This is a genomic window from Akkermansiaceae bacterium (assembly GCA_019634595.1).
GTDB lineage: Bacteria > Verrucomicrobiota > Verrucomicrobiia > Verrucomicrobiales > Akkermansiaceae > Luteolibacter.
Map to the genome: position 1 here is coordinate 185387 of JAHCBC010000001.1, position 24589 is coordinate 209975.

Annotated in this window: 18 protein-coding genes; 9 read left to right on the top strand and 9 right to left on the bottom strand. The window is 64.7% G+C overall.

Annotation, left to right across the window (positions count from 1 at the left end; translation table 11 throughout):
• Positions 1-23: 23 nt before the first annotated feature.
• The 5 genes from KF712_00820 to KF712_00840 form a co-directional block, all read right to left on the bottom strand.
• Positions 24-2735, bottom strand: coding sequence for a tetratricopeptide repeat protein (locus KF712_00820; protein ID MBX3739502.1), 2712 nt, complete (start codon positions 2733-2735; stop codon positions 24-26).
• Between the two features lie 348 nt (positions 2736-3083).
• The gene (locus KF712_00825) at positions 3084-4487 is read right to left on the bottom strand and encodes a DUF1552 domain-containing protein (protein MBX3739503.1); all 1404 of its coding nucleotides are present in this window, start codon (positions 4485-4487) and stop codon (positions 3084-3086) included.
• A gap of 15 nt (positions 4488-4502) precedes the next feature.
• Positions 4503-6362: a DUF1592 domain-containing protein gene (locus tag KF712_00830; protein ID MBX3739504.1), complete on the bottom strand. Its 1860-nt coding sequence runs from the start codon at positions 6360-6362 to the stop codon at positions 4503-4505.
• A gap of 237 nt (positions 6363-6599) precedes the next feature.
• Positions 6600-7892 (bottom strand): dNTP triphosphohydrolase, encoded by a 1293-nt coding sequence (gene dgt / locus KF712_00835; GenBank protein ID MBX3739505.1) that lies wholly within the window; start codon positions 7890-7892, stop codon positions 6600-6602.
• A 58-nt stretch (positions 7893-7950) separates the two neighbouring features.
• On the bottom strand, positions 7951-8835 hold the full coding sequence (locus KF712_00840) for a PEP-CTERM sorting domain-containing protein (GenBank protein ID MBX3739506.1): 885 nt from the start codon (positions 8833-8835) through the stop codon (positions 7951-7953).
• A gap of 258 nt (positions 8836-9093) precedes the next feature.
• Here KF712_00840 and KF712_00845 point away from each other — a divergent pair, with 258 nt between their 5' ends.
• Positions 9094-10773, top strand: coding sequence for a DUF4407 domain-containing protein (locus tag KF712_00845; protein ID MBX3739507.1), 1680 nt, complete (start codon positions 9094-9096; stop codon positions 10771-10773).
• A 165-nt stretch (positions 10774-10938) separates the two neighbouring features.
• On the opposite strand, the gene KF712_00850 is transcribed toward KF712_00845, so the two are convergent.
• On the bottom strand, positions 10939-11460 hold the full coding sequence (locus tag KF712_00850) for a GNAT family N-acetyltransferase (protein ID MBX3739508.1): 522 nt from the start codon (positions 11458-11460) through the stop codon (positions 10939-10941).
• A 45-nt stretch (positions 11461-11505) separates the two neighbouring features.
• Positions 11506-12936 carry a PLP-dependent aminotransferase family protein gene (locus tag KF712_00855; protein MBX3739509.1) on the bottom strand — a complete coding sequence of 477 codons (1431 nt, stop codon included), beginning with the start codon at positions 12934-12936 and terminating at the stop codon, positions 11506-11508.
• A 152-nt stretch (positions 12937-13088) separates the two neighbouring features.
• Here KF712_00855 and KF712_00860 point away from each other — a divergent pair, with 152 nt between their 5' ends.
• Entirely contained in the window at positions 13089-13385 is a 297-nt protein-coding gene (locus KF712_00860) for a DUF2917 domain-containing protein (protein ID MBX3739510.1), read from the top strand.
• A 14-nt stretch (positions 13386-13399) separates the two neighbouring features.
• Here the strand turns inward: KF712_00860 and KF712_00865 are convergent, their stop codons facing one another.
• The gene (locus KF712_00865; protein ID MBX3739511.1) at positions 13400-15556 is read right to left on the bottom strand and encodes an FAD-dependent oxidoreductase; all 2157 of its coding nucleotides are present in this window, start codon (positions 15554-15556) and stop codon (positions 13400-13402) included.
• 157 nt (positions 15557-15713) lie between these two features.
• On the opposite strand from KF712_00865, the gene KF712_00870 reads away from it, so the two are divergent.
• The 7 genes from KF712_00870 to KF712_00900 all read left to right on the top strand — a co-directional run bounded on the left by KF712_00870 (position 15714) and on the right by KF712_00900 (position 23062).
• On the top strand, positions 15714-15854 hold the full coding sequence (locus tag KF712_00870; protein ID MBX3739512.1) for a hypothetical protein: 141 nt from the start codon (positions 15714-15716) through the stop codon (positions 15852-15854).
• A 23-nt stretch (positions 15855-15877) separates the two neighbouring features.
• Positions 15878-16462 carry a cupin domain-containing protein gene (locus KF712_00875; protein ID MBX3739513.1) on the top strand — a complete coding sequence of 195 codons (585 nt, stop codon included), beginning with the start codon at positions 15878-15880 and terminating at the stop codon, positions 16460-16462.
• 229 nt (positions 16463-16691) lie between these two features.
• Positions 16692-18035: an alkaline phosphatase D family protein gene (locus KF712_00880; GenBank protein MBX3739514.1), complete on the top strand. Its 1344-nt coding sequence runs from the start codon at positions 16692-16694 to the stop codon at positions 18033-18035.
• A gap of 7 nt (positions 18036-18042) precedes the next feature.
• Positions 18043-19284: a phosphonoacetate hydrolase gene (gene phnA / locus KF712_00885; GenBank protein ID MBX3739515.1), complete on the top strand. Its 1242-nt coding sequence runs from the start codon at positions 18043-18045 to the stop codon at positions 19282-19284.
• A 3-nt stretch (positions 19285-19287) separates the two neighbouring features.
• The gene (locus KF712_00890) at positions 19288-20559 is read left to right on the top strand and encodes an MFS transporter (GenBank protein ID MBX3739516.1); all 1272 of its coding nucleotides are present in this window, start codon (positions 19288-19290) and stop codon (positions 20557-20559) included.
• 16 nt (positions 20560-20575) lie between these two features.
• Positions 20576-21628 (top strand): zinc-binding dehydrogenase, encoded by a 1053-nt coding sequence (locus KF712_00895; GenBank protein ID MBX3739517.1) that lies wholly within the window; start codon positions 20576-20578, stop codon positions 21626-21628.
• 15 nt (positions 21629-21643) lie between these two features.
• Entirely contained in the window at positions 21644-23062 is a 1419-nt protein-coding gene (locus KF712_00900) for an aldehyde dehydrogenase family protein (protein MBX3739518.1), read from the top strand.
• 54 nt (positions 23063-23116) lie between these two features.
• Here the strand turns inward: KF712_00900 and KF712_00905 are convergent, their stop codons facing one another.
• Positions 23117-24283, bottom strand: coding sequence for a pyridoxal phosphate-dependent aminotransferase (locus KF712_00905; protein ID MBX3739519.1), 1167 nt, complete (start codon positions 24281-24283; stop codon positions 23117-23119).
• Positions 24284-24589 lie beyond the last annotated feature (306 nt).

Sequence of the window (24589 nt, forward strand, 5' to 3'; positions counted from 1 at the left end):
TCTTACGAGCTTCGCTACACCCCCTACCGCTTCACCTTCGGTATCGGGAGCGAGGGGATCTCATCCGCCTTGATGGGCGTCCTGTTCGGATCGATGCCGTTGGGTTCCTCCGGCGCTGGAACTGGAATCGGCAGGACATCTTCCAACATCGGCACGGGATCGAGCGGCGCGAGGGGATCGAAATTTCCGCCATCAGGTGGCGGCAGGTCGGACAGCGGACCGTCCTCCATGACGGGCGTCGCCTTCGGTGGCTCCGCCAGTTGGTTGAGGGAGACGATCAGCTCCGGCGGCCAGCCCTCGGCCTTCGGCGGTTGTGGCTCCGCCCATGATGGGTCGAGTTCCGCCAGTTGCTGGAAGTAGATCGCTGCGTCTTCGCTGTAGCCGCATTCGGACGCGGCGATGGAGAGCATGGCCAGCGCCTTCTCCCGCTTCTCTTCGGAAAAGCCGGTGCGTTCCCCGGCGGTGAGGTAGAGGTGGGCGCGGTCCCAGCGGGCGGTGAGCAGGGAGATCCATCCGGCGCGGTAGGCGTAGTCCGCGTCCTTCGGGAAGCGGTGCAGACCGGTGTTCAGGATCTCCATCGCCTGGTCGCCATTGCCATTCTCAAAGGCGAGGTAGGCGGCCTCCGCGTAGTCGGACGACCGTTGCTCCTCCAGCGGCTGGTCGGTGATGAGGGAGATCCACGTTTCATGGGCCTTCGGGAACAGCTCCATGGTCGTGTAGGCGGTGGCCTCCGCCCGCAGTCCGGGGACCGGTGGTGCGCCCAGCTCCCGTGCGCGGATCGACAGCTCCAGTGCCAGTGTGGCGGTGTCCTGGTCCGTCGCCATGTCCTGCGCCGCCTTCAGGCAGGCTTCCGCATGCCGCGCCCGGCCGATGCTCCGCGCTGTCTCCGGATCCAGCAGACGTCCGGCCAGCGCCTTCTTTCTTTCCGGAGAGGCATCCGCGGGCAGCTCGAAGGTGGCCAGTTGCTGGTCGATGAGGATGAAATGCTCCGCGAAGCGCGGGGTGAAATCCACCGTCTCCCAGCCGTCCCAATCTTCCGAACGGGCCACCGTTTTCAGATCGGGAAAGCCATCCCGCCAGAGGGAGATCGCGCCCGCCTTGTCGCCCTCCAGCCAGGCGATGCGGGAGGTGGCAAGCTTCCGCAGCAGCGGCGGCAACGGCGTTTTCCCCTCCGCAAAGGCGGAGATCCATTCCGGATGTTCCGCATCCAGTGCCAGCGAGAGAGCGGCTGCCGCGGCGGGGTCCTTCGCGGGGATCTCCCGGACGGCGGCGATGATGGCGGCGGAGTCACCCGCCCGGAAGATGGCCTGGATCTTCTCCACCGATGACGGCTCCGCCGCAGGTGCCTCCGGTCCCAGCGCGAGAAAGCCGCGGCGTGTCTCGCTGGCGCGGGAGATCCGGTCATGCAGGAGGAAGGCGGCATCCGGTTGGCCGGTGGCGCAGGGGGAGGAAAGGATGCTCTCCCGCACTTCGGAAAAATCCAGGCCCGGCAGGCTGACCGTGCCCGCCCCGGCGATGGCGGCGCGGCGTTCCTTCTCCGTGAGCGGGGTGAAGCTCCGCCTTTCCTCATCGAACTCCAGCCCGGTCAGGCCCTCCGCCAACAGGGCAAGGGAGCCGAGCGCGGATGGCTGGAAACGGATGGGTCCCGCGTCGCGGCCGGTGGTCTTCGCCGCGGGCAGCAGGCGGTGCACGGTGATGGTGCCTTTGCCGGTGGCGGCCGCCGCACGACCGTCGGCCAGAGTGAAGGCGGTAATGGCCGCGCGGTCCCGGATGGGGGCCATCTTCGTGCCGGGAAATTCCGCCAAGGTCCCGCTGAGGGTGAAACCCTCCGCCGTCTCCCGCGGGATGGATGTCGCCGGGCCGGAGACGGTTTCCTCCACCGGAGAGACGGGTATCTTCAGATGGGTGCCGTCCGCGTGGTGGATGTTGAGCTGCTGCCGGTCCAGCCCGGCGGACAGTGGGATGAGCGTCTTCGGCTGCTCATGGGAACGGATGATTTCGCCCGTCGCCGCATCCGCGATCTGCCAGCTCAGCGTCCCGCTGTTCGCCTGCGGGTAGGCGATGAGCAGGCCGTCCGGAGAAAAGGTGGTGACCGCCGCGACGGAACAGCTTTCCGGATACCTGCCCAGGTTCCGGATGGGCAGCAGGGTCTCCGCATCGCACAGCAGGGAGATGAAATCCCCGGGCGTGCCGCGCTGGACGATGATCTTGCTCCGGTCCGGGGAAAGGAAAAGCGCCTGCGTCTGCTCCGCGGGGCGGGGAAAGAGGACAGCCTCCACTGCCGGGGTGGCCAGGTTCCAGCGCGCGGTCGCGTTCCACGTGCCCGGTTGGTAGCCACCGGAGACGCTGGCCCAGAGGGAGGTGCCGGACAGGGCCAGCTTCTCCACCGGCAACCCGGCATCCATCCGTGCCGCGGGGAAATGCCAGCGCGTCTCAGCCAGCAGCACGCGGAGCGATTGCAAAGCCTCTGTGTGGGCGGAGTCCGCCTTCAGCGCGGAGACCAGCAGCAGCAGCGCCTCATCACGACGGTTCTTTTCCAGCGCCGTTTTCGCCGCATCCAGCCGTGCGCCGGAAAGCTGGCTCGCCAGCGGATTCGGCGGAGCCTCCGCGATCTGGACCGGCTGCTTTTCGCAGGCGGTGACCGCCAGGCACGCGCACGCCACCAGCAGGAGCGCGCTGCTCCTGCGGAAGTCCGTGGCGATGGACCATGGCCGCGTTGTTTCCGGATCCGGCATTCGGTTTCCCTATCTAAAAGCCGCAGGGGCGGGTTTGTGTCGGGAAGATCGTGAACATCGGACATCGAACGTCCAATACCGAATGCGGAAGCGGGAAGGGGCCTTTCGTTCAGGGCTTCGGATAATAATCCGCATCCGGGAACAGCCGCTTCAGGATGTCCAAGGTCGCGGGGGGAGGCCCGAGGAAGGGTCGCCGTGGATGGCAACCTCATAAACCTGCCCGTTGTTTTCCTATAATATAACTGGATGCTGAACATTCCGCTGCTCCTGCGGCTCCCATAACATGGAAGGATCGCAAGGTGGATGCGGACGGGAAATGCCGGTCTGGAGACCGGCGCTCCCAGCGGCTCACACCCCCCGCAGCGCGGTGGTGGCGTCTGCGAAGGAATGCTCCTTCACCCCGGCTTTCGCCAGCATGGACAGCCAGAGTGAGCAGAGCGGGGTGCCGGAGTCGAACTCCAGGTGGCGGCCGGTCTTGATCTGGTTGCCGCCTTTTCCGGCCATCACCACCGGCACGTTCTTCGGGTCGTGGGCGTTGCCGTCGCGGATCGGCGAGCCGAAGACGACCATGGAGTTATCCAGCAGGTTGCCGTCGCCTTCCTTGATCTGCTTCATGCGGTCCAGCATGTAGGCGTACTGCTCGATGTGCCAGCGGTTGATCCGCTCGTATTGGTCGAGCTTCGCCGCATCGTTCGAGTGGTGGGAGAGGTCGTGGTGGCCGCCGTTCACCCCTTCGACGAAGGAAAAATTCCGGCCGGTCACATCATTTCCGAACATGAAGGTGGAGACCCTCGTGCTGTCCGACCAGAAGCCGAGCACGATGAGATCCAGCATGATCCGCGAGTGCTCGCCATGGTCGAAGCGCGGCAGCGAGTGCAGTTCCTCCTCGCGGGAGGCCTTGCCCATCGCCTTGGAAATGCGCGCGTCCAGCTCGCCGAGATGCTTCGCCAACTCCGGGGAGAGGTTCTCACCGGCTCCCAGCGACTGGGCCTCCTGCTCGATGCGCCGCTCCACCTCGCGGATGGAGTCGAGGTATTGGTCGAGCTTCTGTTTGTCGGACTGGCCCAGCTTGTTCTGCAGGCGCTTCGCGTCCTCGCGCACCAGGTCGAGCACGGACTTCTGGTCCGCGTCCTGTTTCTGGCCGTTGTGGGACTTCGTGCGGAAAAGACGGTCGAAGGCGACCCGCGGGTTGATCTCGCAGGGCAGCGGGACGGTCGGTGCCTTCCAGGAAATGTGGGAGGCGTAGAGGCGGGTGTAGTTGACGTTGGTGTCGATGCCGGAGACGACGGACTCCGTGCCCAGCTCCAGGGACGGCAGCTTGCAGGTCTGGCCGATCTGCTGCGCGGCGAGCTGGTCCATGGAAATGCCGCCCGCGTTGATGTCGGAGCCGGTGGTCTTCGTGATGGTGGTGCCGGTGAGCCAGCCGCCGGTTTTCACGTAGTGGCCGTCCCCGCCGAACGAGTTTTTGTTCTGCAGGCCGGTCATCACCAGGAGGTCATTCCGGTGCGCCTCCAGCGGCGAGAGGATGGGGGAGAGCTTGAACTTGTCGCCACTGCCTTCCGGGGTCCAGCGGTCCGGGCGCACGCCGTTGGGCATGTAGAGCATGGCCATGCGGATGGGATGGCTGCCGGAGGCTCCCGCCGCCATCACAGGGCGCATGGCCTCCAGTGCCGGGAGGGCGAGCGTCGCGCCGATGCCTTTGAGGAACGTGCGGCGGTGGAGGTGCCAGCGGTTGGTCTGGATGTTGGCCATGGTGGTCGGTGGGGTTCAGCGTTTCGCGGAGCGGTTCTGGAAGGGATGGGAAAGGACGATGGTCTGGATCAGCGGGCGGATCTTCAGGTCATTGGCGCGCAGGGCTTTCACCAGGTCTGAGACGACCGGCTCGTCGTAATATTCCAATGGTCTGCCAAGGGAGTAGGCGAGCATCTTGCGGGCGATGTTGCGGAGGAAGAGGTCATCGGATTCCAAGAGGATCTTCTTCAATTCCGCGGGCGTGGAAAAGCCCAATCCGCCGGGCAGTTCCGCTTTGGAATCGACCGGCTTGCCGTTCGCGTCCGTGGAGCGCCAGCGTCCGACCGCGTCGAAGTTCTCCAGCCCGAAGCCCAGCGGATCGATCTTCGCGTGGCAGCCCGCGCAGTTCGGTTGGTCCCGGTGTTTCTCCAGTTGCTGGCGGAAAGTCAGACCCTCCGGGGATTTGTCATCGCCGGGCAGCACGCCCGCGTCCGGCGGTGGCGGCGGGGGAGGGGTGCCCAGCAGGCTGTCGAGGATCCACTTGCCGCGCTTCACCGGACTGGTGCGCAGCGGCACGGAGGTGGTGACCAGGATGGACGCCTGGCCGATCACGCCGCCGCGGTTGCGGTCCGTCAGCGCCACTTTCTGCAACTGCGTCCCAGCCACGCCGGGGATGCCATAGTGCCTGGCCAGTTCCTCGTTGGCGAAGGTGTAGTTCGCGTCGATGAGGTCCGTCACCGGGCGGTTCTCCCGGATCAGGTGGTTGAAGAAATCCACGGACTCCCGGTACATCGCCGTCCGCAGGGTGGGCGTGAAGGTGGGGAAGCGCTTCGTGTCCGGGTCCGCCACCTCGCGCACCTCGTCAAAGCCCAGCCACTGCCCGGCGAAGTGTCGGGCCACCGCCTCGGAGCGCGGGTCGTTCAACAGCCGCTCCACCTGCTGGGCCAGCACCGCGTTGTCGGACAGTTTCCCTTCGGACGCCAGCTTGAGCAACTGCCGGTCCGGGGTGGAGGACCACAGGAAATAGGAAAGCCGGGTCGCCAGCTCGAAGTTGTCGATCTTCCACTCGCCCTTTCCGGGTTGGTCCGCCTCCGACCGGAACAGGAAGGACGGGTGCATCAGCAGGGACTGGAGCGGAGCCTTGAGGGATTCCTCATACGGGCGGCCCCCGGCCAGGTTCTTCTCCGCCAGCGCCAGCATGGAGGAAATGTCCTCGTCCGTCGCCGTGCGGCGGAAGACCAGGCTGGCATTGTATTTCAGCACGTTCTTCGCCGCGTCCTGCGGGGTCACCTTTTCCGACGGCTTCGCCACCAGCAGCCGCGCCAGCAGGTCCGGCTTCGCGTAGATGTCGTCGATGATCTTCTTCGAAGCCGCCAGATACTTCTCCATCAGCACCGGCGGCACGAAGAGGGCGTCGCCCACGTTGTCAAAGCCCTCGCCACCCGCACCGTCCGCGGGGAATTCCCGGCCGGGGAAAAAGTTCACGCCGAACAGGTCGCGGACCGTGTAGTTGTATTCGTTGCGGTTCAGCCGCCGCACGATCGGGCGGCCCGGATTCCGCGGAAAGTCGCCGTGCACCAGCTTCTCCTGCGCGCTGTGGATCTCCTTGATGAGCTTCTTCCGCTCCTCGTCGCTGGGGATCTCGTCGTCATCGACATCGTCCTTCGGCGGCATGGTGCCCGCCTCCACCGCGTGGGCGATGTTTTCCAGGAAGCGGTGGTATTGATAGGCGTCCAGCGTCGTCTTCAGGTGGTCCACCTGGATGCCGCCCTTCTGCTTGTTCTCGCTGTGGCAGTCGTAGCAATACTTCTGCAACAACGGCTGCGCGTTGTTCGTGAAGTCATCCGCGGAGCAGAGGACCGGCAGCAGGAGGAGGGTGGTGAGGAAAAGACGCACGGAAAAGGGGGCTAAACGTCCGCCGGGAGCCGGATCTTTCAGTAAGGAGGATGGACATTGCGGCTGCGCCGCTATGTCCGCTTCGCTCCCATTCCTGTCCACCGACGGCATTGGCAAATTACGGAAAATTCACCGCAAAGCCGCGAAATCACGTGGTAGTGAAAACTCGATCTATCCCGGAATACCTTTTGCCACGGGTTCCGGTTGCAGCCGGTGGACAAGAGTGTCCACCCTCCTTCACCCCACCAGATCCCCGATGGAGCCGAAGTCCGGCATGAACAGGCGCTTGTAGGTGCGCACCGCGTAGCCGTCCGTCATGCCGGCGAGGAAGTCGCACACCAGCCGGGCGCGGGTGGCTTCGTCGGACGCGTCCTGGATCTCCGCCGCCGTGTCCGGTGGCAGGAGCTGGAAAAACTGGCCGTCGATGGGTTGTCCGGCGATGTAGCGTTCCGCCAGCACGTCCCACAGTTGGCGCAGCACGCGGCTGCCCTTGTGCTCCAGTTGCTTGAGTTGGGGGGAGAGGAACACCACCTCGAAGGCGAGCTTCTTGAACACCTTCGACTCCGCCCGCATCTCCGGGTCGATCTCCAGGCGGAACTTGTAGCGGTTCGTCGTGCCGCTCATGAAGTTGTTGTCCTCCACCAGGTGCGTGGAGCGGATGTATTTCCCGATGCGGCTGCCGACGAACGGATCCACTTTCCGCGCGCGGATGGCCTTTGTCAGTTCCCCCAGCGGCGTGTCCTTGCCTGTCGGGTGGCCGTTCTGTTCCGCCCATGCCTCGATCTTGGCGATGCCGAGGAACCCGGCGCGGACGCTGTCGGACAGGTCGTTGAGGGAGTAGGCGGTGTCATCCGCCCAGTCCATGATCTGGCACTCGATGGACTTGAAGGCGTCCCGCGCCTTGCCCGGGGTGTATTCCGCCGGGAAGTCATTCCCTCCCATGGCCCAGTCCAGGAAGACGTGCTGGTGGTCGTAGATGAAGTGGTGCTCCGGCGGGGTCCCGTCGGCGGTCTTCAGTTCGCTCCACAGGGACTTGTATTTCAGCACCCCGTCCAGAAAGGCGCGGGTAGGGTCCATGCCGGTCCGCTTCGCGGAAAAGATCCGCTCCGTCAGCAGGCGCAGGGTCTGTGCGTTGCCCTCGAAGCCTCCATGACCGCGCATGAAGAAATTCAGAGAGCGTTCCCCGGCATGCCCGAACGGCGGGTGGCCCAGGTCGTGGGAAAGGCAGATGGCCTCCACCAGATCCGGGTCGATGAAAAAGTCGGGCGAGAGCGGCCCTTCCTTTCCCGCCAGCAGCCAGTGGCAGATCGCCTTGCCGATCTGCGCCACCTCCAGCGAGTGGGTGAGGCGCGTGCGGTAGAAGTCATACTCCCCGCTCCAGAAGACCTGCGTCTTGTTCTGCAGGCGGCGGAAGGTGGGCGTGTGCAGCACCCGGTCCCGGTCGATCTGGAAAGGCGTGCGGTAGTCCGCAGGATCGCCCGCCTTGAACTGCCGCTCCGTGTCAAAAGCTCCGTAAAACCGGTTCAACATCGGCTTGATGGGATCGGGCGGGACGGCGGAAGTCGAGGCGGAAAAACCGCCGCTCGCCTTATCTCCTGCGTCGGGCGAGGAAACCACCGGCCCCCAGCAGGGCCAGCGCGAGGCCGGACGGCTCCGGTACGCCGGTGACATCGAAGAAGGCCTGCGCCGCATTTCCTCCGCCGTCGCTGAAACGGACGTTGTCGATGACGCCGCCGCCGAGCGTGCCGACCTGATGCCCCACCAGGCCGAGCGTGGTGATGCTGTCCAGGAAGTTCACCGCACTGCTGGAATAGACCGTGGAGTAGGAGAAAATGTCCGGATTGGCCGTCAGGTTGGGGTTCGCCCAGAGGTTCACCGTGTCCGCCGCGCCACTTCCGCCGATGATGAACTGCCCGACGATGAGGGTGAGGGTATCCACCGCCGTGTCGGCGGGGCGGGGGGTGATGTTGACGCTGGCAGCCGTGCCCGCGCCGAAGGAATAGTAAAGATCGTTCCCCGTCATGTAGGCGTACACGTTGCCGGTGTTGTCGAACGGGGTGGCGGTGGAGGGGGAGTTGAGGGAGATGCCCGCGGTTTCATAGCTCGCCCCGGAGGCGGATGTGCTGGTTTCCACCAGAAATGAAAACCAGACCTCTCCCACGGGGGAGGTGGTGACGGTGCGGAAACTCTGGCGGAGTCCGTTGGTATTGGCCCCGCGGAATGCCCGGGCGTTGCCGCTCTGCGGCATGTTATACAGGCTGGAGGTGAGGTTGGAGGCGATGATGGCACTGTTCGCGCTGCCGGTATAGGTTCCGCTGAAGCCCGTCCCTCCGCCCTGGCCGTTGATGCCGGCCACGTTGAGGTCATTGAAATCCAGGACCAGCAGGACGGCCCGCGCGGAGCCGGTGGCCAGAGCCATGCAAGCGATGGCGGAAAGGAAAAGGCCGGTGCCTCGGTTGGTGGTGGGGGACATCAGGAGATCGGGGTTTGGCTGGTCCATGTATCAAAATCCGGGACGGACCGCAAGCCGCTTTCTGATTCATATCCGGTTTCCGATTGCAAACCCACCCATCCCGGTGCGGAAAACCATGCTTTGAGAATCCCATGAAATATTTTTGAAATGAAATGAAATTTCCCCCCGCCGTGTCCGTAAGTCCAGTTTCACAGGGCACCGTCGCCCGCGCTTCCTGTTTTCCATTTCTCCCGGCAGTCTCTCTCGCTTTCCACCTCCATGCACGCCATCAAACGCGCCTTCTTCTGGCTCTCCGGGGCCGGCACCCACACCCTCGAACAATGCCCGAACTGGGAACAACGGAAATACGTCGCCTTCGGCGCGACGGTGCTCGTCCCGTGCATGTTCGCGTTCATCGCCTGCGCCTACGCGCTCTCCACGCTGACGGACAACGCGCGGGTGATCTACCCGGTGGCCGCCGTGTGGGCGTTCATCATCCTAACCATCGACCGTGCCCTGCTCGCCGGTTACCGGCCGTATCTTTCCTTCGTGCGGAAGGGGGCGCAGTTCAGCCTGCGTCTGCTGGTGGCCATCCTCATGGGTATCACCATCGCCCACCCGCTGGTGCTCCTGCTGTTCCGCGACACCGTTTCCTCGGTGATCGAGAAGGACCGCGCGGCGGAGATCGAGGTGGTCCGCTCCGGCTTTGAAACGGAGAAGGAAAAGGTCCGCGCCAACCTGACCAAGCTGGAAGCCGCCATCGCGGAACAGCGGCAGAAGTGGAACGAGTCGTTCCAGGCGAAGTTCATCCTCCAGGAAAACGAGAACGCGGACGCCGCCATCCCCGGCCTGACCGCGGAGCAGCAGAAGGAACTGAAGGCGGCCATCGACGAAGGCACCGCGCCATTCCGCGAGCGTCTCACGGTGGTGGACAAGCAGTTCGAGGAACTGAGTCCGCAGTATGCGAAGCTCCAGACGGAGCTGGGCTTCTGGCAGGCGGAGTTCGAGCGGGAGCTGAACGGCCAGCGTTCCGGCCTGTCCGGGGAGGGGCCGCGCGCGCGCTCCATCCGGGCGGACCAACTGGAACCGCGCCGGGAGGAGTCGAAGCGCATGGGTGCGCTCCTGGAACACCTCACCGCGGAAAAGGCGAACCTCCAGACCCAGTCGCGCCAGGCGGAGGCCACGGCCATCGGTGGCTTCGAGGCGAAGCTTGCGGAGATCGAGAAAGCGAACCAGGCGGAGGCTGCCCGCGTCGCCGGACTGAAGCAGAAGGTGGAAGAAGATCAGGCGGAGCAGTTCGTCACCCAGCAGAACGCGCTGCGGGAAACCATCAAGCAGCAGATCGACAGCCGCATCAAGGAACTGGAAGGGGTGCAGGGGGAACTGACCGCCGTCGTCGCGGAGGAGTCGGACCGTCTGGCCGCCATCCGTGCGGAGCCGCGTAAGGACATCCTGACCCAGACCCTCGCGCTGCACGCGTTGTTCGAGGCCGGCAGCGAGGGCGGACAGTTCGCCTTCTACACCTACCTCATCCTCACCGCCCTCTTCATGCTGGTGGACACCATCCCGCTCATCGTGAAGTTCTTCACCAAGCCGGGTCCGTATGACTCCCTGGTGGACCGGGATGAGATTTCCTTCGAGTCCGAACACAAGGCCTACAAGCAGAGCCGCAGCCGGTATATGGAGCAGCTCTCCAGCGGCAACCTCATCGCCGTCACCCGCAACCAACGGCTGGAACACGCGCTGGTCGATGGCGTGGAGCACACCCGCGCCGCGCGGGAGTTCCTTGATTCATTGATCGAGATGGAGCGTGCCTTCGCCGACAAGATGAAGATGGAGGAGCAGAACATCGGCATCGCGGAAAGCCACAAGCGCGAGGCGCTGGAAGCCATCAAGCAACGTTTCTACGCCGACCTCAACCACCGCATGGAGGTCTTCTTCAGCGCACGCCACGCTTGAGGTGGGGGGGCGTACGGGATGGAGCGCTGGCTTCAGCCGGCACCGGAGAATCCGCATCCCAACCAGGCCGGCTGAAGCCAGCGCTCCGTAAAAAACCACCTGACTCCGTCACGCCGCCGCGCGGCAATCAATCACCGGAAATGGCTTCGACACATCCGAAGAATGTCAAAGCTCCGTCCGCAGCGGCGATTTGCCAGCCTTTCCCTCCGTTGTCCTGAGAAGAAAACATTCCCGCCCCATCCCTGCCGGGATCGCCTTCGCCGTCGAATCACGACATGCCGCTACCGAGGCCCAAAATCGTCGGGCCGCCACGTTGGAGACATCATACGGAACCTCCCACATGCCAGCCCGTGTCAGCAAGAGGGTATGAGCACTCATGGAGCCGATCTTTCTCTCCCTGAAAGCCGGGAGAATGAAGAACTCCGCGATTTGCCATTGCCACTCACCAACCTCGCCTTCTTCCCGTGATCGCACGAGAGCGAAACCGGCCAACTTTTCTTCGAATCGGAGAAGATACGGATGTCGATGAGGACTGCTCCAGTAGAGATCCCGCCACCGATATTCGAACAAACCGTCATCCCCGATCGGGGAATGATCATGGCTCGCAAGTTCATGAAGGTAGAGCTGCAACAGCCGGTCCAAGATCGGTCGCTCTTCCTCGGATGCTCTGGCCACAACCAAGCTCATGTCTCGTTTGGCTGGAAGTTACTGTATGAGCTGTTGCCTGCCCCGTCACACCGCCGCGTGGACGATCTTGCCCAGCGTGCCCAGCGCGGCTTCCATCTTTTCGCTCCATGGATGGCCGCAGCTCAGGCGCAGGCAGTTGGTGAAACGTCCGTCCGGTGAGAACAGCGGGCCGGGGGCGAACGAGATGCCCGCGGCGCGGGCCTGCCGGAAGATGGGCAGCACGTCGGTGCCTTCCTCCAGTTCCACCCACAGTACGAATCCGCCCTGCGGGTTGCTGACCTTCGTCGAGTCCGGGAACACCTCGGCCACCGTTTCCCGCATCTTGCAGACCTGCTGGCGGTAGGTGTGGCGCAGCTTCCGCAGGTGGCGTTCATAGCCGCCGGTCTTCAGGAACTCCGCGATGGCCAGCGCGGAAAGCGATGAGCCGCCCAGGTTGAAGGCGTGCTTCAGCTCCATGATGCGCGGCATATACTTCCCGGCGGCGATGTAGCCCACCCGGTAGCCGGGGGCCAGCGTCTTCGAGAAAGACCCGCAGAGGATCACGTTGTCGTTGTCATCCATCGCCTTCATGCAGCGCGGGCGCGGCCCGTCGTGCGGCAGGTCGCCGTAGATGTCATCCTCGATGACCGGGACATTGTGCATCTCCGCCAGTTGCAGCAGGGCGAGGCGGTTGGCCTCCGGCATCAGCCCGCCGATGGGGTTGGAAAAACTCGGCACCACCAGGATGGCGGATACACGATGACGGCCCAGTGCCTTGCCGACGGCTTCGATGTCGATGCCGTCCGCCGAGCAGGCCGGGATGGCGACCACGCGGAGCTTCAACTGCGCCATCAGGTTCAGCGTGCCGTAGTAGGCGGGGGATTCCACGATCACGGTGTCCCCCGGCTTGGTCGTCGCCAGCAGGGCGAGATGGAGTGCCTCGCTGGCACCGATGGTCACCACGAAGTCATCCGGCGAGAGGCTGCACCCCCAGTCCAGGGAGCGGCGGCTGAGTTGCTTCCGCAGCGCGAAGCTGCCGGGAGCGGGATCATATTTCATCGCCGCGGACGGGGAACGGCGGACGATGGATGCGGTCAGCCGCGAAAGCTTGTCCAGCGGCAGCAGTTCCGCACCGGGAGCCGCCGCGCCGAAGGGTACCAGCGACGGGTCGATCATGTCATCCGCCATGGACAGGCAGGAAGCGAAGCCGGAAAGGCAGGTGACGGTGGACTTGTACTTTGCCGCCTCCGGGGCGCGCAGCGCGTTGGCGAAGCGCGGGCGGACGTAGAAGCCCGACTTCGGCCGGGCTTCGATGAGGCTGCGGTTCTCCAGCAAGGTGTAGGCCTGCATGACGGTCGGCACGCTGACATGGTGCTGGACGCTGAGCTGGCGTACGGAGGGGATGCGGTCCCCGGCACGCAGGGAACCGGCCTCGATCATGGATTCCATGCGTTCGGCGATCTGCTGGTAGAGCGGGGTTGCGAGTTCCTGGGCCATGTCCGTGAGTGTGCCGGACCGCGCCGACCTGGACAATATACAGGGAACGGTAGATTGTGCCTGTACAGTTTTTAAAAAGTGAAAATCTGTGCAGGTCGGAAACCAGAGGGCGTGTGGATTACCATTCCGGCGGGACCGGGTAGGATGCGGACATGCAACTGGTGCTGCCTCCGCTTCCGTTTCTCCGCCGCCTTTCCTGTGCCTGCTTCGGCGCACGGGCGGGGAGTGTCCGCCTGTCGCGGGAGCTTTCCGAACGGGAAACCGTGCGGCTCTCCCCCGTGCGGCGGCTACTGGTGAGCTGCAGTGAGGGCACCGTCTGGATCACCAGCGGCAGGAGCGGCGAGGGGGATGTGGTGCTGAAATCCGGCGACCGTTTCACGGTGGCCGCCGGATCATCAGTGGTCATCGAGGGCCTGCAGGCATCCCGCATCGAGGTGGGAGCCTGCTGAACCCGTGCGGTGGATCACTCCACCGGCATCCAGCGGACGGCGTCGATGACGACGTGGCCGTTGGTGTCCTTGTTGGTGATGGTGACGCTGCCTTCGCCGTCGAACTCGAAGCGGCCGACGGAGGTGAAGCTGCCGTCAATGGCGGGTGCCTTCTTCTGGTTGAGCGTGGCTTGCTTCTCACCGTCCTTGGCGGCGATGGTCACCGGCACGTTGTCCGCGCGGTTGCCGTTCGCCACATAGGCGACCTGCACATCATAGGTGCCGGCCTTCGGCAGCTTGGCGGTGAATTTCGCGGATGCCTTGCCATTGCCCGCGGCGTGGTCGTGGTGGGTGCCTTCGCCCACACCGGCGAGGAGCACTGACGGGGCCCAGTCGCCGGTCATCTTCGCGGCCATGTCATCCACGATGGTGCCTTTGAATGATTTGATGTCCTTCAGCTTGGTGCGGTCCTTCGGCGGGGCGGTGTAGTTGAGGACCTGTCCGTCCGCCAGCAGGCGCTCGCGCAGCTTCGCATAGTCCACCTTCTGCAGGGTGGTGCCGGCGTCGATGGCGTGGCTGACGGCGGTGGCGCCGCTCTGGCCCAGGATCATGAACACCGGTTCCATGCGGATGCTGCCGAAGGCCATGTGGGAGGAACTGAGGGCGATGGGGACCACCAGGTTCGCGCACTCCTGCTCACGCGGGATGATGCTGCGGTAGCTGATGGGGTAGGGAGGGAAGCCGCCCACCTGGACGTCGCCCTCGTTCTTCACCTGTCCGTTCTCGTCGATGTGACGACGGACATGGTGGGAGTCCATGGTGTAGGCACCCATGCCCACGGAGTCCTCCACCGGGCGTTCCTGCTGGCAGTGCTGCTGCAGCATCACCAGGTCTGAGATCATGCGGCGGCCTTCCCGGACGTAGATCTGTCCCTGCCAGCCTGCGCCATCGGTGAACTCGTCCTTCGTCATGCCCCACTTGGAAACCTCCGCCCGCACGCGCTCCGGCACGCGCGGGTGGTTCGCCAGGCTCCACATCACGCCTTGCTGATAGAGCAGGTGCTTCGCGCGGATCTCCTTGCGCTTGTCAAAGGAACCTTCCGGCCACTCGTAGTTCTGGCCGATGAAGTCGGTGGAGAAGCCGTCGCGGTTGTTCGTGTCCGTCTTGCGGTTCGGCATCAGGGAGTTGATCCATGGGAAACGTCCCTCGCCGCCGCCTTTCTCGAAGTGGCGGAAAAGCAGCTCGTACCACTGCTCGTCATAGCCCTCCGGCTTGTGGAAGGGGATCTGGTTTTCCTTCACATCCGTCAGGCACATGCGGAAGCAGAACGCCTGCATGCGGTGGTCGCTCGCGCCTTCCGCCTGCGGGCCGGTGGTGTCCACCCACGGCAGCAGGCCGCTGGAAGGATCGCCCGGCTTCACGTAGGGATCCACGCCGTCAGCGAGTTGGTGGTGTTTCGCCCGCTTCGTCTGCACGCCATTGAGTGTTTCCTGGTAAACATCGAAGCCCTCGCGGCCGACGGTATAGGCGACGCCGCCGGAGGCCATGAGGTCGCCTTCATAGGTGGCGTCCATGAAGAACTTCCCGGCGAAACGCTTGCCGGACTCCATCACGATCTCGGTGATGCGGTTGCCGTCCTTCACCACGCCCTCCGCCACCGTGCCGGGCGCGGCGGTCCAGTAGCCGGAGCCGTTGTCCTTGCTCTTTGTCTCGCCCTTCCGGTTCAGCCGCTCGCCGTAGATGATCTTGATGTCATGCTGCTTCACCCAGTCATGGTAGATGGCGAGCGCGGTCGATGGCTCGAAGGTCCACAGCGTGTCCTCCTCCGCCGCGGTTTGGCTCTGGCCGGTGCCGCGGAAGGCACCGCCCTCCGGCTTTTGCTCCCACTTCCATGCTTCCGGCTTCAGATACCAGGTGCGGACAGCGCGGTAGAAATCCCGGGAAATGCCGCCGATGACGTGCTTGTTGCCGATGTCCGTCTGGCCGAGGCCGCCGGTGGTCAGCCCTCCGATCCGGTCGGACGGCTCGATCACGACCACACTGCGGCCCATCTTCTTCGCCTGCACCGCCGCCGCCACCGCCGCGCTGGATCCGCCGTAGATGACGAGGTCGTATTTCTCCGGCTCCGCGCCGAAGCCGGTGCTGGCGAGCAGGAGGCCCGAAAGGGTGAAGGCAGGTATGAAGTTGCGCATGGGTCGGTCTTGTCTGGGGTTTGGAATTCGGGTTTGGAAAATCCGGGCGATACCTACGGAAGGGAGGCCGGGTGCTTTCACATCGCCGGGGCGGTTGGAAAAACCACGTGATTTTCCAACGGTGATCCTTTCTGGCCTGATCCGGGGAGGTTCGGCCATGGCAATCGTCCCGTTCCACGGGAAAGCGGCACAGCTTGCCGGAAAACGGAACGCCGCGGCGGGCTGCGCCAGTTTCGTCACGGACACCCGGATGTTGTTTCCAAAGCCGCACCCGGCGATCTACGCTGCGGCGCGCTGACAGAAACCAACGCAAGAAATACCGTGAACCTGGTCGAACTCGCCCAACGCCTCAAGGACGCCCGCCTCCAGCGCGGACTCACGCTGGATGAAGTGTCGGAGCGGTCCGGACTGGCCAAGGGCCTGCTGTCCAAGGTGGAGAACTTCCGCGTCACCCCGACGCTGGTCACCCTCTCCAAGCTGACCGAGGCGCTGGGCCTGAAACTTTCCGACCTGCTGGATGGCTTGGATGAAAAGCCGTCCATCAGTGTCGTGCGGCGCGGGGAGAGGCAGGTCATCGAGCGCAACCGCGCGCAGACGGACGACCCGCGGCTCAACAACTACTATGAGTCCCTCGTCGCCCGCGGCGCGGACCGCGCGATGGAGCCGTTCGAGATCCGCGTCCCCGCGATGGGCGGCAGGCAGGAGGCGCTGCAGCATGAGGGCGAGGAGTTCCTCATGGTGCTGGAGGGCGAGGTGAAATTCCTCTTCGGGGATGAGATCATCGCCTTGAAGGAAGGGGACAGCATCTACTTCGATGCAGAGGCGAACCACCGTCTCTACAATGACACCACGAAGGATGCCCGGGTCGTGAGCGTGATGTGCTTCGGCGGGCGGGTGAGGAGATAGGGGAGGGATGAAAGGCAGGGACCGACCTCCGGGCGGTCCGGAGGAAAAGATCCGCCCGTAAGGTGGTGCCTTTCTTCCGGATGGGCGTCGGATAGATATGGCATCGGTCGGTATGGGTGGGTCTTCCCCACCTGACGCCATGGAATGGCGTCCCTGCCATTCAATGTGTCGGGAAAGTTTCTTAAAAGAAACTTTTCATGGGGTTCTGGTCTGCTTCTCTCTGGCATCAATGAACCCGCAAGCGCCCGATTCCTCCTCGCCGTCCGCCGTCAGCCGCCGGAAGTTCGTGGCAGCCGCCATCACTTGCGCCGCCGCGGCTTCCGTCAGGGCGGCGGAAAGTCCTGACGAGGCTCCGAATGCCAATCTGGGGCCGATTGTCGGCCACACGGAGGCGGATCGCTGCGTGATCTGGATGCGCGTCCGCCAGCCCGGAAATTATATCTTGGAACTGAGCCCGGAGTCCGGTGGTGATCCGGTGAGGGTGGAACAGACCGCCACTGAGGCCATGGATTTCTGCCTCCACTGGAAGGTTGAGGGCCTCAGGGCCGGGACCCGCTATCGTTACCAGATATTGTCGAACGGGAAACCTGTGAGGGAGGATGAGGGCCAATTTTTCACCACCCCACAATCTCCGGAAAAGCCGGCGAAGGTCCGCTTTGCCATCAGTTCCTGCGCCCGGGAGGATGCCGGGAGCCGCGATGTCTGGACGCGCATCGCTACAGAGAAAGTGGATGCCGTCATGCTTCTGGGGGACACGCCCTACATCGACAGCACGAAGCTGGACGTGCAGATGCGGCGGCATGCGGAATTCGCCGCGGTGGAGGAATACCAGTCGCTGCTGAAAGGCACCCCGTGCTGGTGGACCTGGGACGATCATGACTTCGCCGCGAATGACTCCGACGGCCGCGTGACGGGCAAGGAGAACAGCCGCACCGCCTACTGCCGCCACCGTCCGCAGTGGACCTGCGGCCACGGGGACCAAGGAATCTACACTTCCTTCCGCTACGGGCCGGTGGAGGTGTTCTTGCTCGATGCGCGGTGGTTCTCCCGCACGGAACCGTCGCCGGTGGATCCGGCCAAGCCGTCGCTGCTCGGCGCGAAGCAGTGGGAGTGGCTGAAGCAGGGACTGAAGGACTCCACCGCTCCCTTCAAGTTCCTGGCCTGCGGGATGATCTGGGATGACAAGGACAACCGGGAGAGTGACGACTGGGGCACCTACGTCCATGAACGGCAGGCGCTGGAGGCATGGATCGCGGAACACCGCATCTCCGGCGTGGTGCTGATGGGCGGCGACATCCACGCCAGCCGCGTGCTGCGCTACAAGGGGACGGAGAAAACCGCCGGCTACCGGATGGTGCAGTTCATCGCCTCTCCCATCCACCACAAGGTCATCCCGTCGCTGAACATCTACCACCCGGACTTGGTCCGCAGCGCAGTGGAGCCGCATGTTTTCCTGCTGGTGGAGGTGGACTCCACCGTCGCGCCCGCCGCCCTCCGCGCGGAACTGGTGAACCGCCGCGGCGAGCGCGTCTTCACCTACAACCTCACCCTCGATGAACTCACCCCAGCCTGAGCCCGCCATGCACTCCACCACTCCTTTCACCGTCAACGGCCGCACCTACCAACCACCGGCGGCCCCCATCGTGGTCATCTGCCTGGACGGCTGCGCGAACGAATACCTGGACGCCGCCCTCCTCCGCGGACGGATGCCGAACCTTTCCCGCATGATCCTCTCCGGCTGGCGGGGGCTAGCCCGCGCGGCGATGCCGACCTTCACGAACGTGAACAACACCAGCATCGTCACCGGCAGGCCTCCGTCCGTCCACGGCATCGGCGGGAATTTTTTCTACGATACCCATAGTGGTGAGGAGGTGATGATGAACTCTTCCCGCTTCGTCCGGGTGGAGACGCTCTTTCCCGCCGCCGCGAAGACTGGGCGGAAGGTCGCGGTGGTCACGGCGAAGGAAAAGCTGCGCGACATCTTCGCCGCCGGCCTCATCACGGAGGGCGGCATCGCCTTCTCCTCGGAAAAGGCGGCGGACGCGGTGGAGGAAACGCACGGCATCGGGAATGTGACGGACATCGTCGGGCCAAAGCCGGAGATCTACAGCGGTGACGCCAGCGTCTATGTTTTCAAGGCGGGCGTGGCCCTGCTGGAGCGCGGGATGGCGGACTTCCTCTACCTCTCCACGACGGACTTCATGCAGCACAAATACGCTCCGGAGGCAGAGGAGATCCTGGACTTCCACGCGCAGATCGATGCGGAGCTGGGCCGTCTGCTGGAGCTGGGCGCGGTCATCGGCTTCACCGCGGACCACGGCATGAACGCGAAGCAGAAGGCGGACGGCACGCCGAACGTGATCTATCTGGAGACCGAGCTGGTGGAGGAATTCGGCGATGGCTTCCGGGTCATCCTGCCGATCACCGATCCGTACGTGGTCCACCATGGCGCGCTGGGTTCCTTCGCGCAGGTGCATGTGCCGGAGCATCTTTCCATCGCGGAGGTCCAGTCGTGGATCCGGGCGAAGCAGGGCGTGACGGAGTGCCACGACCGTGAGACCGCCGCCCGCCTGATGGAACTGCCATCCGACAGGATGGGTGATCTGGTGGTCGCCTCCGGACGGGATGTGGTGCTGGGCCGGACGCCGGAGCACCATGATCTCAGCGCGCTGGAAGGCGGGCTGCGCAGCCACGGCGGGCGCTATGAGGAAATGGTGCCGCTGATCTTCAGCCGCCCGCTTTCCCCGGAGCACGCCGCGCTGGCCGCAGGGGACCCGAGGAACTTCGACATCTTCGACTTCACCATCAACGGCACCCGCTGATCCATGGCCCCTGTCTCCCAGGAAGATCCCTCGTTCCGGTCCGCGCAGAGGCGCGTGCTGGGCGCGGTGATGTTCTGCTACCTGTTCTACTACACCGGCAGGCAGACCTTCGGCTTCGCCATCCCGGGCATCCAGGCGGAGCTGGGGCTGGACAAGCACACGCTCGGCTGGGTCAGCGCGGCCATGCTGTGGGCCTACGCGCTGGGGCAGGCGATCAATGGCAACCTGGGCGACCGCTTCGGCGGACGGCGGATGATGACCCTGGGTGCGGTGCTTTCCGTCGCGCTCAACTGGATGACCAGTCTGGGCACCGGCTTCCGCTCGTTGTTGGTCGCGTGGAGCGCCAACGGCCTGGCGCAAAGCATGGGCTGGGCGCCGGGGAGCCGGCTGGTGGCGAACTGGTTCGGCAAGCACGAGCGGGGGAAAGCTTTCGGCTTCTACCTGCTGGCGGCGGGGCTTTCCTCGGTCCTGTCTTACGTCACCTCGCTGGTGATCCTGGACGTGTTGCATCTGAACTGGCGGTGGATCTTCCGGCTGCCGGTGATGCTCATGCTGCTGGGCGGGATCGTGGTCTGGCTGGTGGCGCGGGACCGTCCGTCAAAGGCGGGTTTTGTCGATTTCCATGACGAGCCGAACGACGACAAGGTGCAGCCGGAGGAGGAAACATCGTGGAGCCGCTACAAGGCCGCGCTGACGAACGGGCGGCTGCTGCTCGCCGGGCTGGCCATCGGCTTCCAGAACTCCGTGCGCTACGGGCTGCTCATCTGGGTGCCGGTGCATTTCCTGGGCGACAACTTCAGGAGCAACCCTGCGGGCAAATGGATCAGCATCGCGCTGCCGGTGGGCATGGCGCTGGGTGCGGTGACCACCGGCTGGATCTCCGACCGGTTCTGCAACTCCCGCCGCTCCGGCATCATTATGGCCTTCATGACGCTGGCGGCGGTGTCCGCCATGGGCATGTATCTGCTGCCGCAGGGCCACTGGCTGGGGCTGCCGGTTCTCTTTCTCTGCGGCTTTTTCGCCTACGGTCCGCAGGCCGCGTTCTGGGCGCTGGCTCCGGACCTGCTGGGCCGCGCCCGCTCCGGCACCGCCGTCGGGGTGATGAACTGCTTCGCCTACGCCATGGCGGGACTCGCGGAGCCGTTCATCGGCTGGATGGTGGAGAAGAACCCATGGAGCGCCACGCCCGGCGTGGAGAACACCGCGCTCATCTTCCCGCTGGTGGCCGCCGCCGCCGTGCTCAGCGCCCTGCTCGCCTCCGGCATCCGCCGCTAGACCGACGACTTTCCCGATGATGACTTCCACAGATCGAAAAACCGCCGCCGTCCAACTGTTTCGCGGGCCTTCCCTGCCATTCGGGATGGCGGAGGTGCCGTTGCCGGAAACGTTGGCCGCAGGGGAGGTGCTGGTGCGCATCACCCTCGCCACCATCTGCGGGTCGGACCTGCACACGGTGGACGGCCGCCGCCACGGGCCGGTGCCGTGCGTCCTGGGCCATGAGGCCGTCGGCGTGGTGCAGGCCAGCGCGAGGGGGGACATCTGTGAGGGCCAGCGCGTGACCTGGAGTCTGGCGGACAGTTGCGGCTGCTGCGCGCCGTGCACGAGCTGGAGCCTGCCGCAGAAGTGCGGATCCCTTTTCAAATACGGCCATGCGCCGATGGACGACGGCACCGGTCTGAACGGTTGCTACGCCAGCCACATCCTCCTCCGTCCCGGCACCACCATCCTGCCCGTGCCGGATACACTTGCGGACGGACTGGTGGCCCCGGCGAACTGCGCGCTCGCCACCATTGCCAACGCGCTCGCGGAACTGCCGACGCCGTGCGATGCCGCCTTGGTCCAGGGCAGCGGCTTGCTCGGCCTATATGCCTGCGCGTGGCTGCGCCATCAGGGGGTGTCCACGGTGTATTGCGCGGACATGGAGCCGCGGCGGCTCGCACTGGTGGAGGAGTTCGGCGGCATCCCCGTGTTGGCCGGTGATGTGGAGCGGACCGTGCCGGGGAACCTCGACCTGGTGGTGGAGGTGGCCGGTTCATCCGCCGCCGTGCCGCAGGGCATCTCCGTGCTGCGCCCCGGCGGCAGGTATGTATGGGCGGGCATGGTCCATCCGGAAACCCGGCTCGACCTAACCGGGGAGGCCATCGTGAGGAAATGCCTCACCGTGCGCGGCGTCCACAACTACCAGCCCCGCCATCTGGCGCAGGCGCTGGCTTTCCTGGAGGAGACAAAGGACGCACTGCCCTTCGGGAAACTCGTCAGCCCGCCGCTGCCCCTTTCCTCGCTCGATGAAGCCTTCGCAATGACCCGCCGCCGGGAGTGGCTGCGCGTGTCCGTGAAACCCTGATCCGTTTTTACCATCATGTACCTCAGCCTTCCATCCTATCTCGCTGGCATCGCCGTCCACAGCACCGATGTGCAGGAGGTGACGAACCCATGGAACGGCGATCCCGTCGGCGGGGCATCCCGCATCACCCGGGCGCAGCTCGATGGAGCCATCGCCGTCCATACCGCGCGCCACACTCCGCTGACCCGCTACGAACGCTCGGAGGTACTCAATCGCGCCCGCGCCGCGCTGGACTCGCGGCGGGAGGAGTTCGCCCGCCTCATCACCCATGAGGCCGGGCTGTGCCTGCGGGAGACGCGCTACGAGGTGGGCCGCGCCTGCGATGTGCTGGCCTTCTCCGCGATGGAGGCCCTGCGCGATGACGGGCAGACCTTTTCCTGTGACATCTCCCCCGGCGGAAAGGCGCGGAAAATTTTCACGCTGCGGGAGCCGGTGGATCTCGTCGCCGCCATCACCCCTTTCAACCATCCGCTCAATCAGGTGGCGCACAAGATCGCTCCGGCCATCGCGGCGGGCGCACCGCTGGTCCTGAAGCCGTCGGAGAAAACCCCGCTCACCGCCACCCTGTTCGCGGGCTTGCTGTATGACGCGGGCCTGCCCGGCTGGATGCTCAGCGTGGTGCATGGCTCGCTGGAGGAAGTGACGCGCCCGCTGATCCGTGACGAGCGGGTGGAACTGGTCAGCTTCACCGGCAGCGCGGCCATCGGCAAGGAGATCGCCGCCACGGCGGGCTACAAGAAACTCTGCCTGGAACTGGGCGGGCATTCGCCGATGATCGTCTTGGAAGACGCGGACCTCGACCTGGCGGCGAAGCTGGCCTGCGAGGGGAGTTTCCGCAACAGCGGCCAGCGTTGCACCGCAGTCCGGCGGCTGCTGGTGCAAGAGAGCGTGCTGGAGGATTTCACCCGCCGGTTCGTGAAGCTGGCGCAAACCTACGTCTGCGGAGATCCGGAGGACGAGGCGACGGTGGTGGGCACGGTCATCGATGAAGCGGCGGCGATCTCCATCCGCAGGGCGGTGGACGATGCCGTCTCCCATGGCGCGGAAGTCCTGCTCGGCGGCGACCGGACGGGCGCGCGGATGGAGCCGACCATCCTCGGCGGGATGTCCCGTGGCTCATGGCTGGCGGGGAACGAATGCTTCGGCCCCGTCGCCCCCATCTTCTCCGTCCGGGATCTCGATGACGCGCTGGCCCTGGCGAACGCCTCGCCGTATGGCCTTTCCAGCTCCATCGTCACCTCCTCCATGGACTCCGCCATCCGTGCGGTGAAGGAACTGCAGGTGGGCACCGTCAACGTGAACGAGATCCCCGGCTATCGGCTGGAGCTTTCCCCCTTCGGTGGCGTGAAGGACAGCGGCCTCGGCATCAAGGAAGGCGTCATCGAGGCCATGAAATTCATGAGCCGGGTGAAGACGTTCTCGCTGCCGTGGTAAGAAAAAAGCCGCCACCGGACGGACCGGAGGCGGCTTTCAGGGAAGGATGCGGGATCAATGCTCGCGGCAGAACTGCTCGAAGCGGGTGAGGCCCTCGTTGAGGACGTCCAGCGTCGTGCAGTAGCTGATGCGGATGCCCTCGTCATAACCGAAGGCGATGCCCGGGATGGCGGCCACCTTGTAGCGGGAGAGCAGCTTGTCGCACAGGTTCATCGACTTCAGGCCGGTGTTGCCGGTATAGACGAAGAAGTAGAACGCACCCTGAGGCTCGACGACGCGGATGTTCGGGATCGACTTCAGGCGGCTGAGGACGAACTGGCGGCGGACGTCGTATTCGCCGCGCAGGTCTTCGATGAAGCTCTGGTCGCCCTTCAGCGCGGCCACCGCGCCGTATTGGGCGAAGGTGCAGGCGTTGGAGACGGTGTGGTTCTGGATCTTGTCGATCGCGTCCGCCAGGTGCTTCGGAGCGGCGGTGTAGCCCAGGCGCCAGCCGGTCATCGAGTAGGCCTTGGAGAAGCCGTTTACGGTGATCGTCAGGTTGTAAAGTTCGTCGCTGAGGGAGGCGATGGAGACGTGCTTCGCCTCGCCATAGACCAGCTTTTCGTAGATCTCGTCGGAAAGGATGATGATGTCCTCACCGAGAGCGATCTCACCGATCTCGCGGAGTTCCTCCTCCGTATAGACGGCGCCGGTCGGGTTGCCGGGGGAGTTGAGGATGACCATCTTGGTGGCGGGGGTCATCGCTTCCTCGAACTGCTCCGGGGTCATCTTCCACCCGGTCGATTCCTTGGTCTCCACCAGCACGGGGATACCACCGGCCAGCTTCACCATTTCCGGGTAGGAAACCCAGTAGGGGGTGGGGATGATGACTTCGTCACCTTCCTCGATCACGGCGAGGATGGCGTTGTAGCAGGCCATCTTCGCGCCGGAGGTCACGCAGATCTGGTTGGCCGCGTAGGTCAGGTTGTTGTCCTTGAGAAGCTTCTCGGAGAGGGCTTCACGCAGCTCCGGGATGCCACCGGCGGGGGTGTACTTGGTCTTGCCGCCTTGCAGTGCCTCGATGGCGGCTGCCTTGATGAATTCCGGGGTGTCAACGTCCGGCTCGCCACCGGCGAGGGCGTAGACTTCTTCGCCCTTGGCAATCAATGCCTTGGTCTGGGCCGTGACGGCGAGGGTGAGGGATGGCGAAACTTTCGCAATGCGGGATGAGAGGCTTTCCATGGAACGCGCGGTTGGGGTTGCACCCGGCCCCATCTGCCGGGCAACAAGGGATGTGCGCAGCGTCCGGAACGGGCGGGGCGCTTTTGTGGAGTGTGGCCCGGACGGAGGCAAGAGAAATGGGAGGCAGGCTCCCGGGGCACCCCATTTTGGCGGAGGGGGCGGAAATGGTCTGCTGGGACCGCGGAATTCATTCCGCTTGGCTTCGCGGGCTGGATTCTCCGGGACGGAATGAATTCCGCGGTCCCAAGCCCCCCACTTTTTTTCCGCATCCGGCGACGATTCCTTTCCCTCCGGTCCGGGGAGTGG

Coding starts and splice junctions, on each gene's coding strand:
- KF712_00860 (MBX3739510.1), top strand. CDS start 13,089: ATGCAACTGGTGCTGCCTCCGCTTCCGTTTCTCCGCCGCCTTTCCTGT.
- KF712_00850 (MBX3739508.1), bottom strand. CDS start 11,460: ATGAGCTTGGTTGTGGCCAGAGCATCCGAGGAAGAGCGACCGATCTTG.
- KF712_00845 (MBX3739507.1), top strand. CDS start 9,094: ATGCACGCCATCAAACGCGCCTTCTTCTGGCTCTCCGGGGCCGGCACC.
- KF712_00840 (MBX3739506.1), bottom strand. CDS start 8,835: ATGTCCCCCACCACCAACCGAGGCACCGGCCTTTTCCTTTCCGCCATC.
- KF712_00905 (MBX3739519.1), bottom strand. CDS start 24,283: ATGGAAAGCCTCTCATCCCGCATTGCGAAAGTTTCGCCATCCCTCACC.
- KF712_00855 (MBX3739509.1), bottom strand. CDS start 12,936: ATGGCCCAGGAACTCGCAACCCCGCTCTACCAGCAGATCGCCGAACGC.
- KF712_00820 (MBX3739502.1), bottom strand. CDS start 2,735: ATGCCGGATCCGGAAACAACGCGGCCATGGTCCATCGCCACGGACTTC.
- KF712_00900 (MBX3739518.1), top strand. CDS start 21,644: ATGTACCTCAGCCTTCCATCCTATCTCGCTGGCATCGCCGTCCACAGC.
- dgt (MBX3739505.1), bottom strand. CDS start 7,892: ATGTTGAACCGGTTTTACGGAGCTTTTGACACGGAGCGGCAGTTCAAG.
- KF712_00880 (MBX3739514.1), top strand. CDS start 16,692: ATGAACCCGCAAGCGCCCGATTCCTCCTCGCCGTCCGCCGTCAGCCGC.
- KF712_00825 (MBX3739503.1), bottom strand. CDS start 4,487: ATGGCCAACATCCAGACCAACCGCTGGCACCTCCACCGCCGCACGTTC.
- phnA (MBX3739515.1), top strand. CDS start 18,043: ATGCACTCCACCACTCCTTTCACCGTCAACGGCCGCACCTACCAACCA.
- KF712_00870 (MBX3739512.1), top strand. CDS start 15,714: ATGGCAATCGTCCCGTTCCACGGGAAAGCGGCACAGCTTGCCGGAAAA.
- KF712_00890 (MBX3739516.1), top strand. CDS start 19,288: ATGGCCCCTGTCTCCCAGGAAGATCCCTCGTTCCGGTCCGCGCAGAGG.
- KF712_00865 (MBX3739511.1), bottom strand. CDS start 15,556: ATGCGCAACTTCATACCTGCCTTCACCCTTTCGGGCCTCCTGCTCGCC.
- KF712_00895 (MBX3739517.1), top strand. CDS start 20,576: ATGATGACTTCCACAGATCGAAAAACCGCCGCCGTCCAACTGTTTCGC.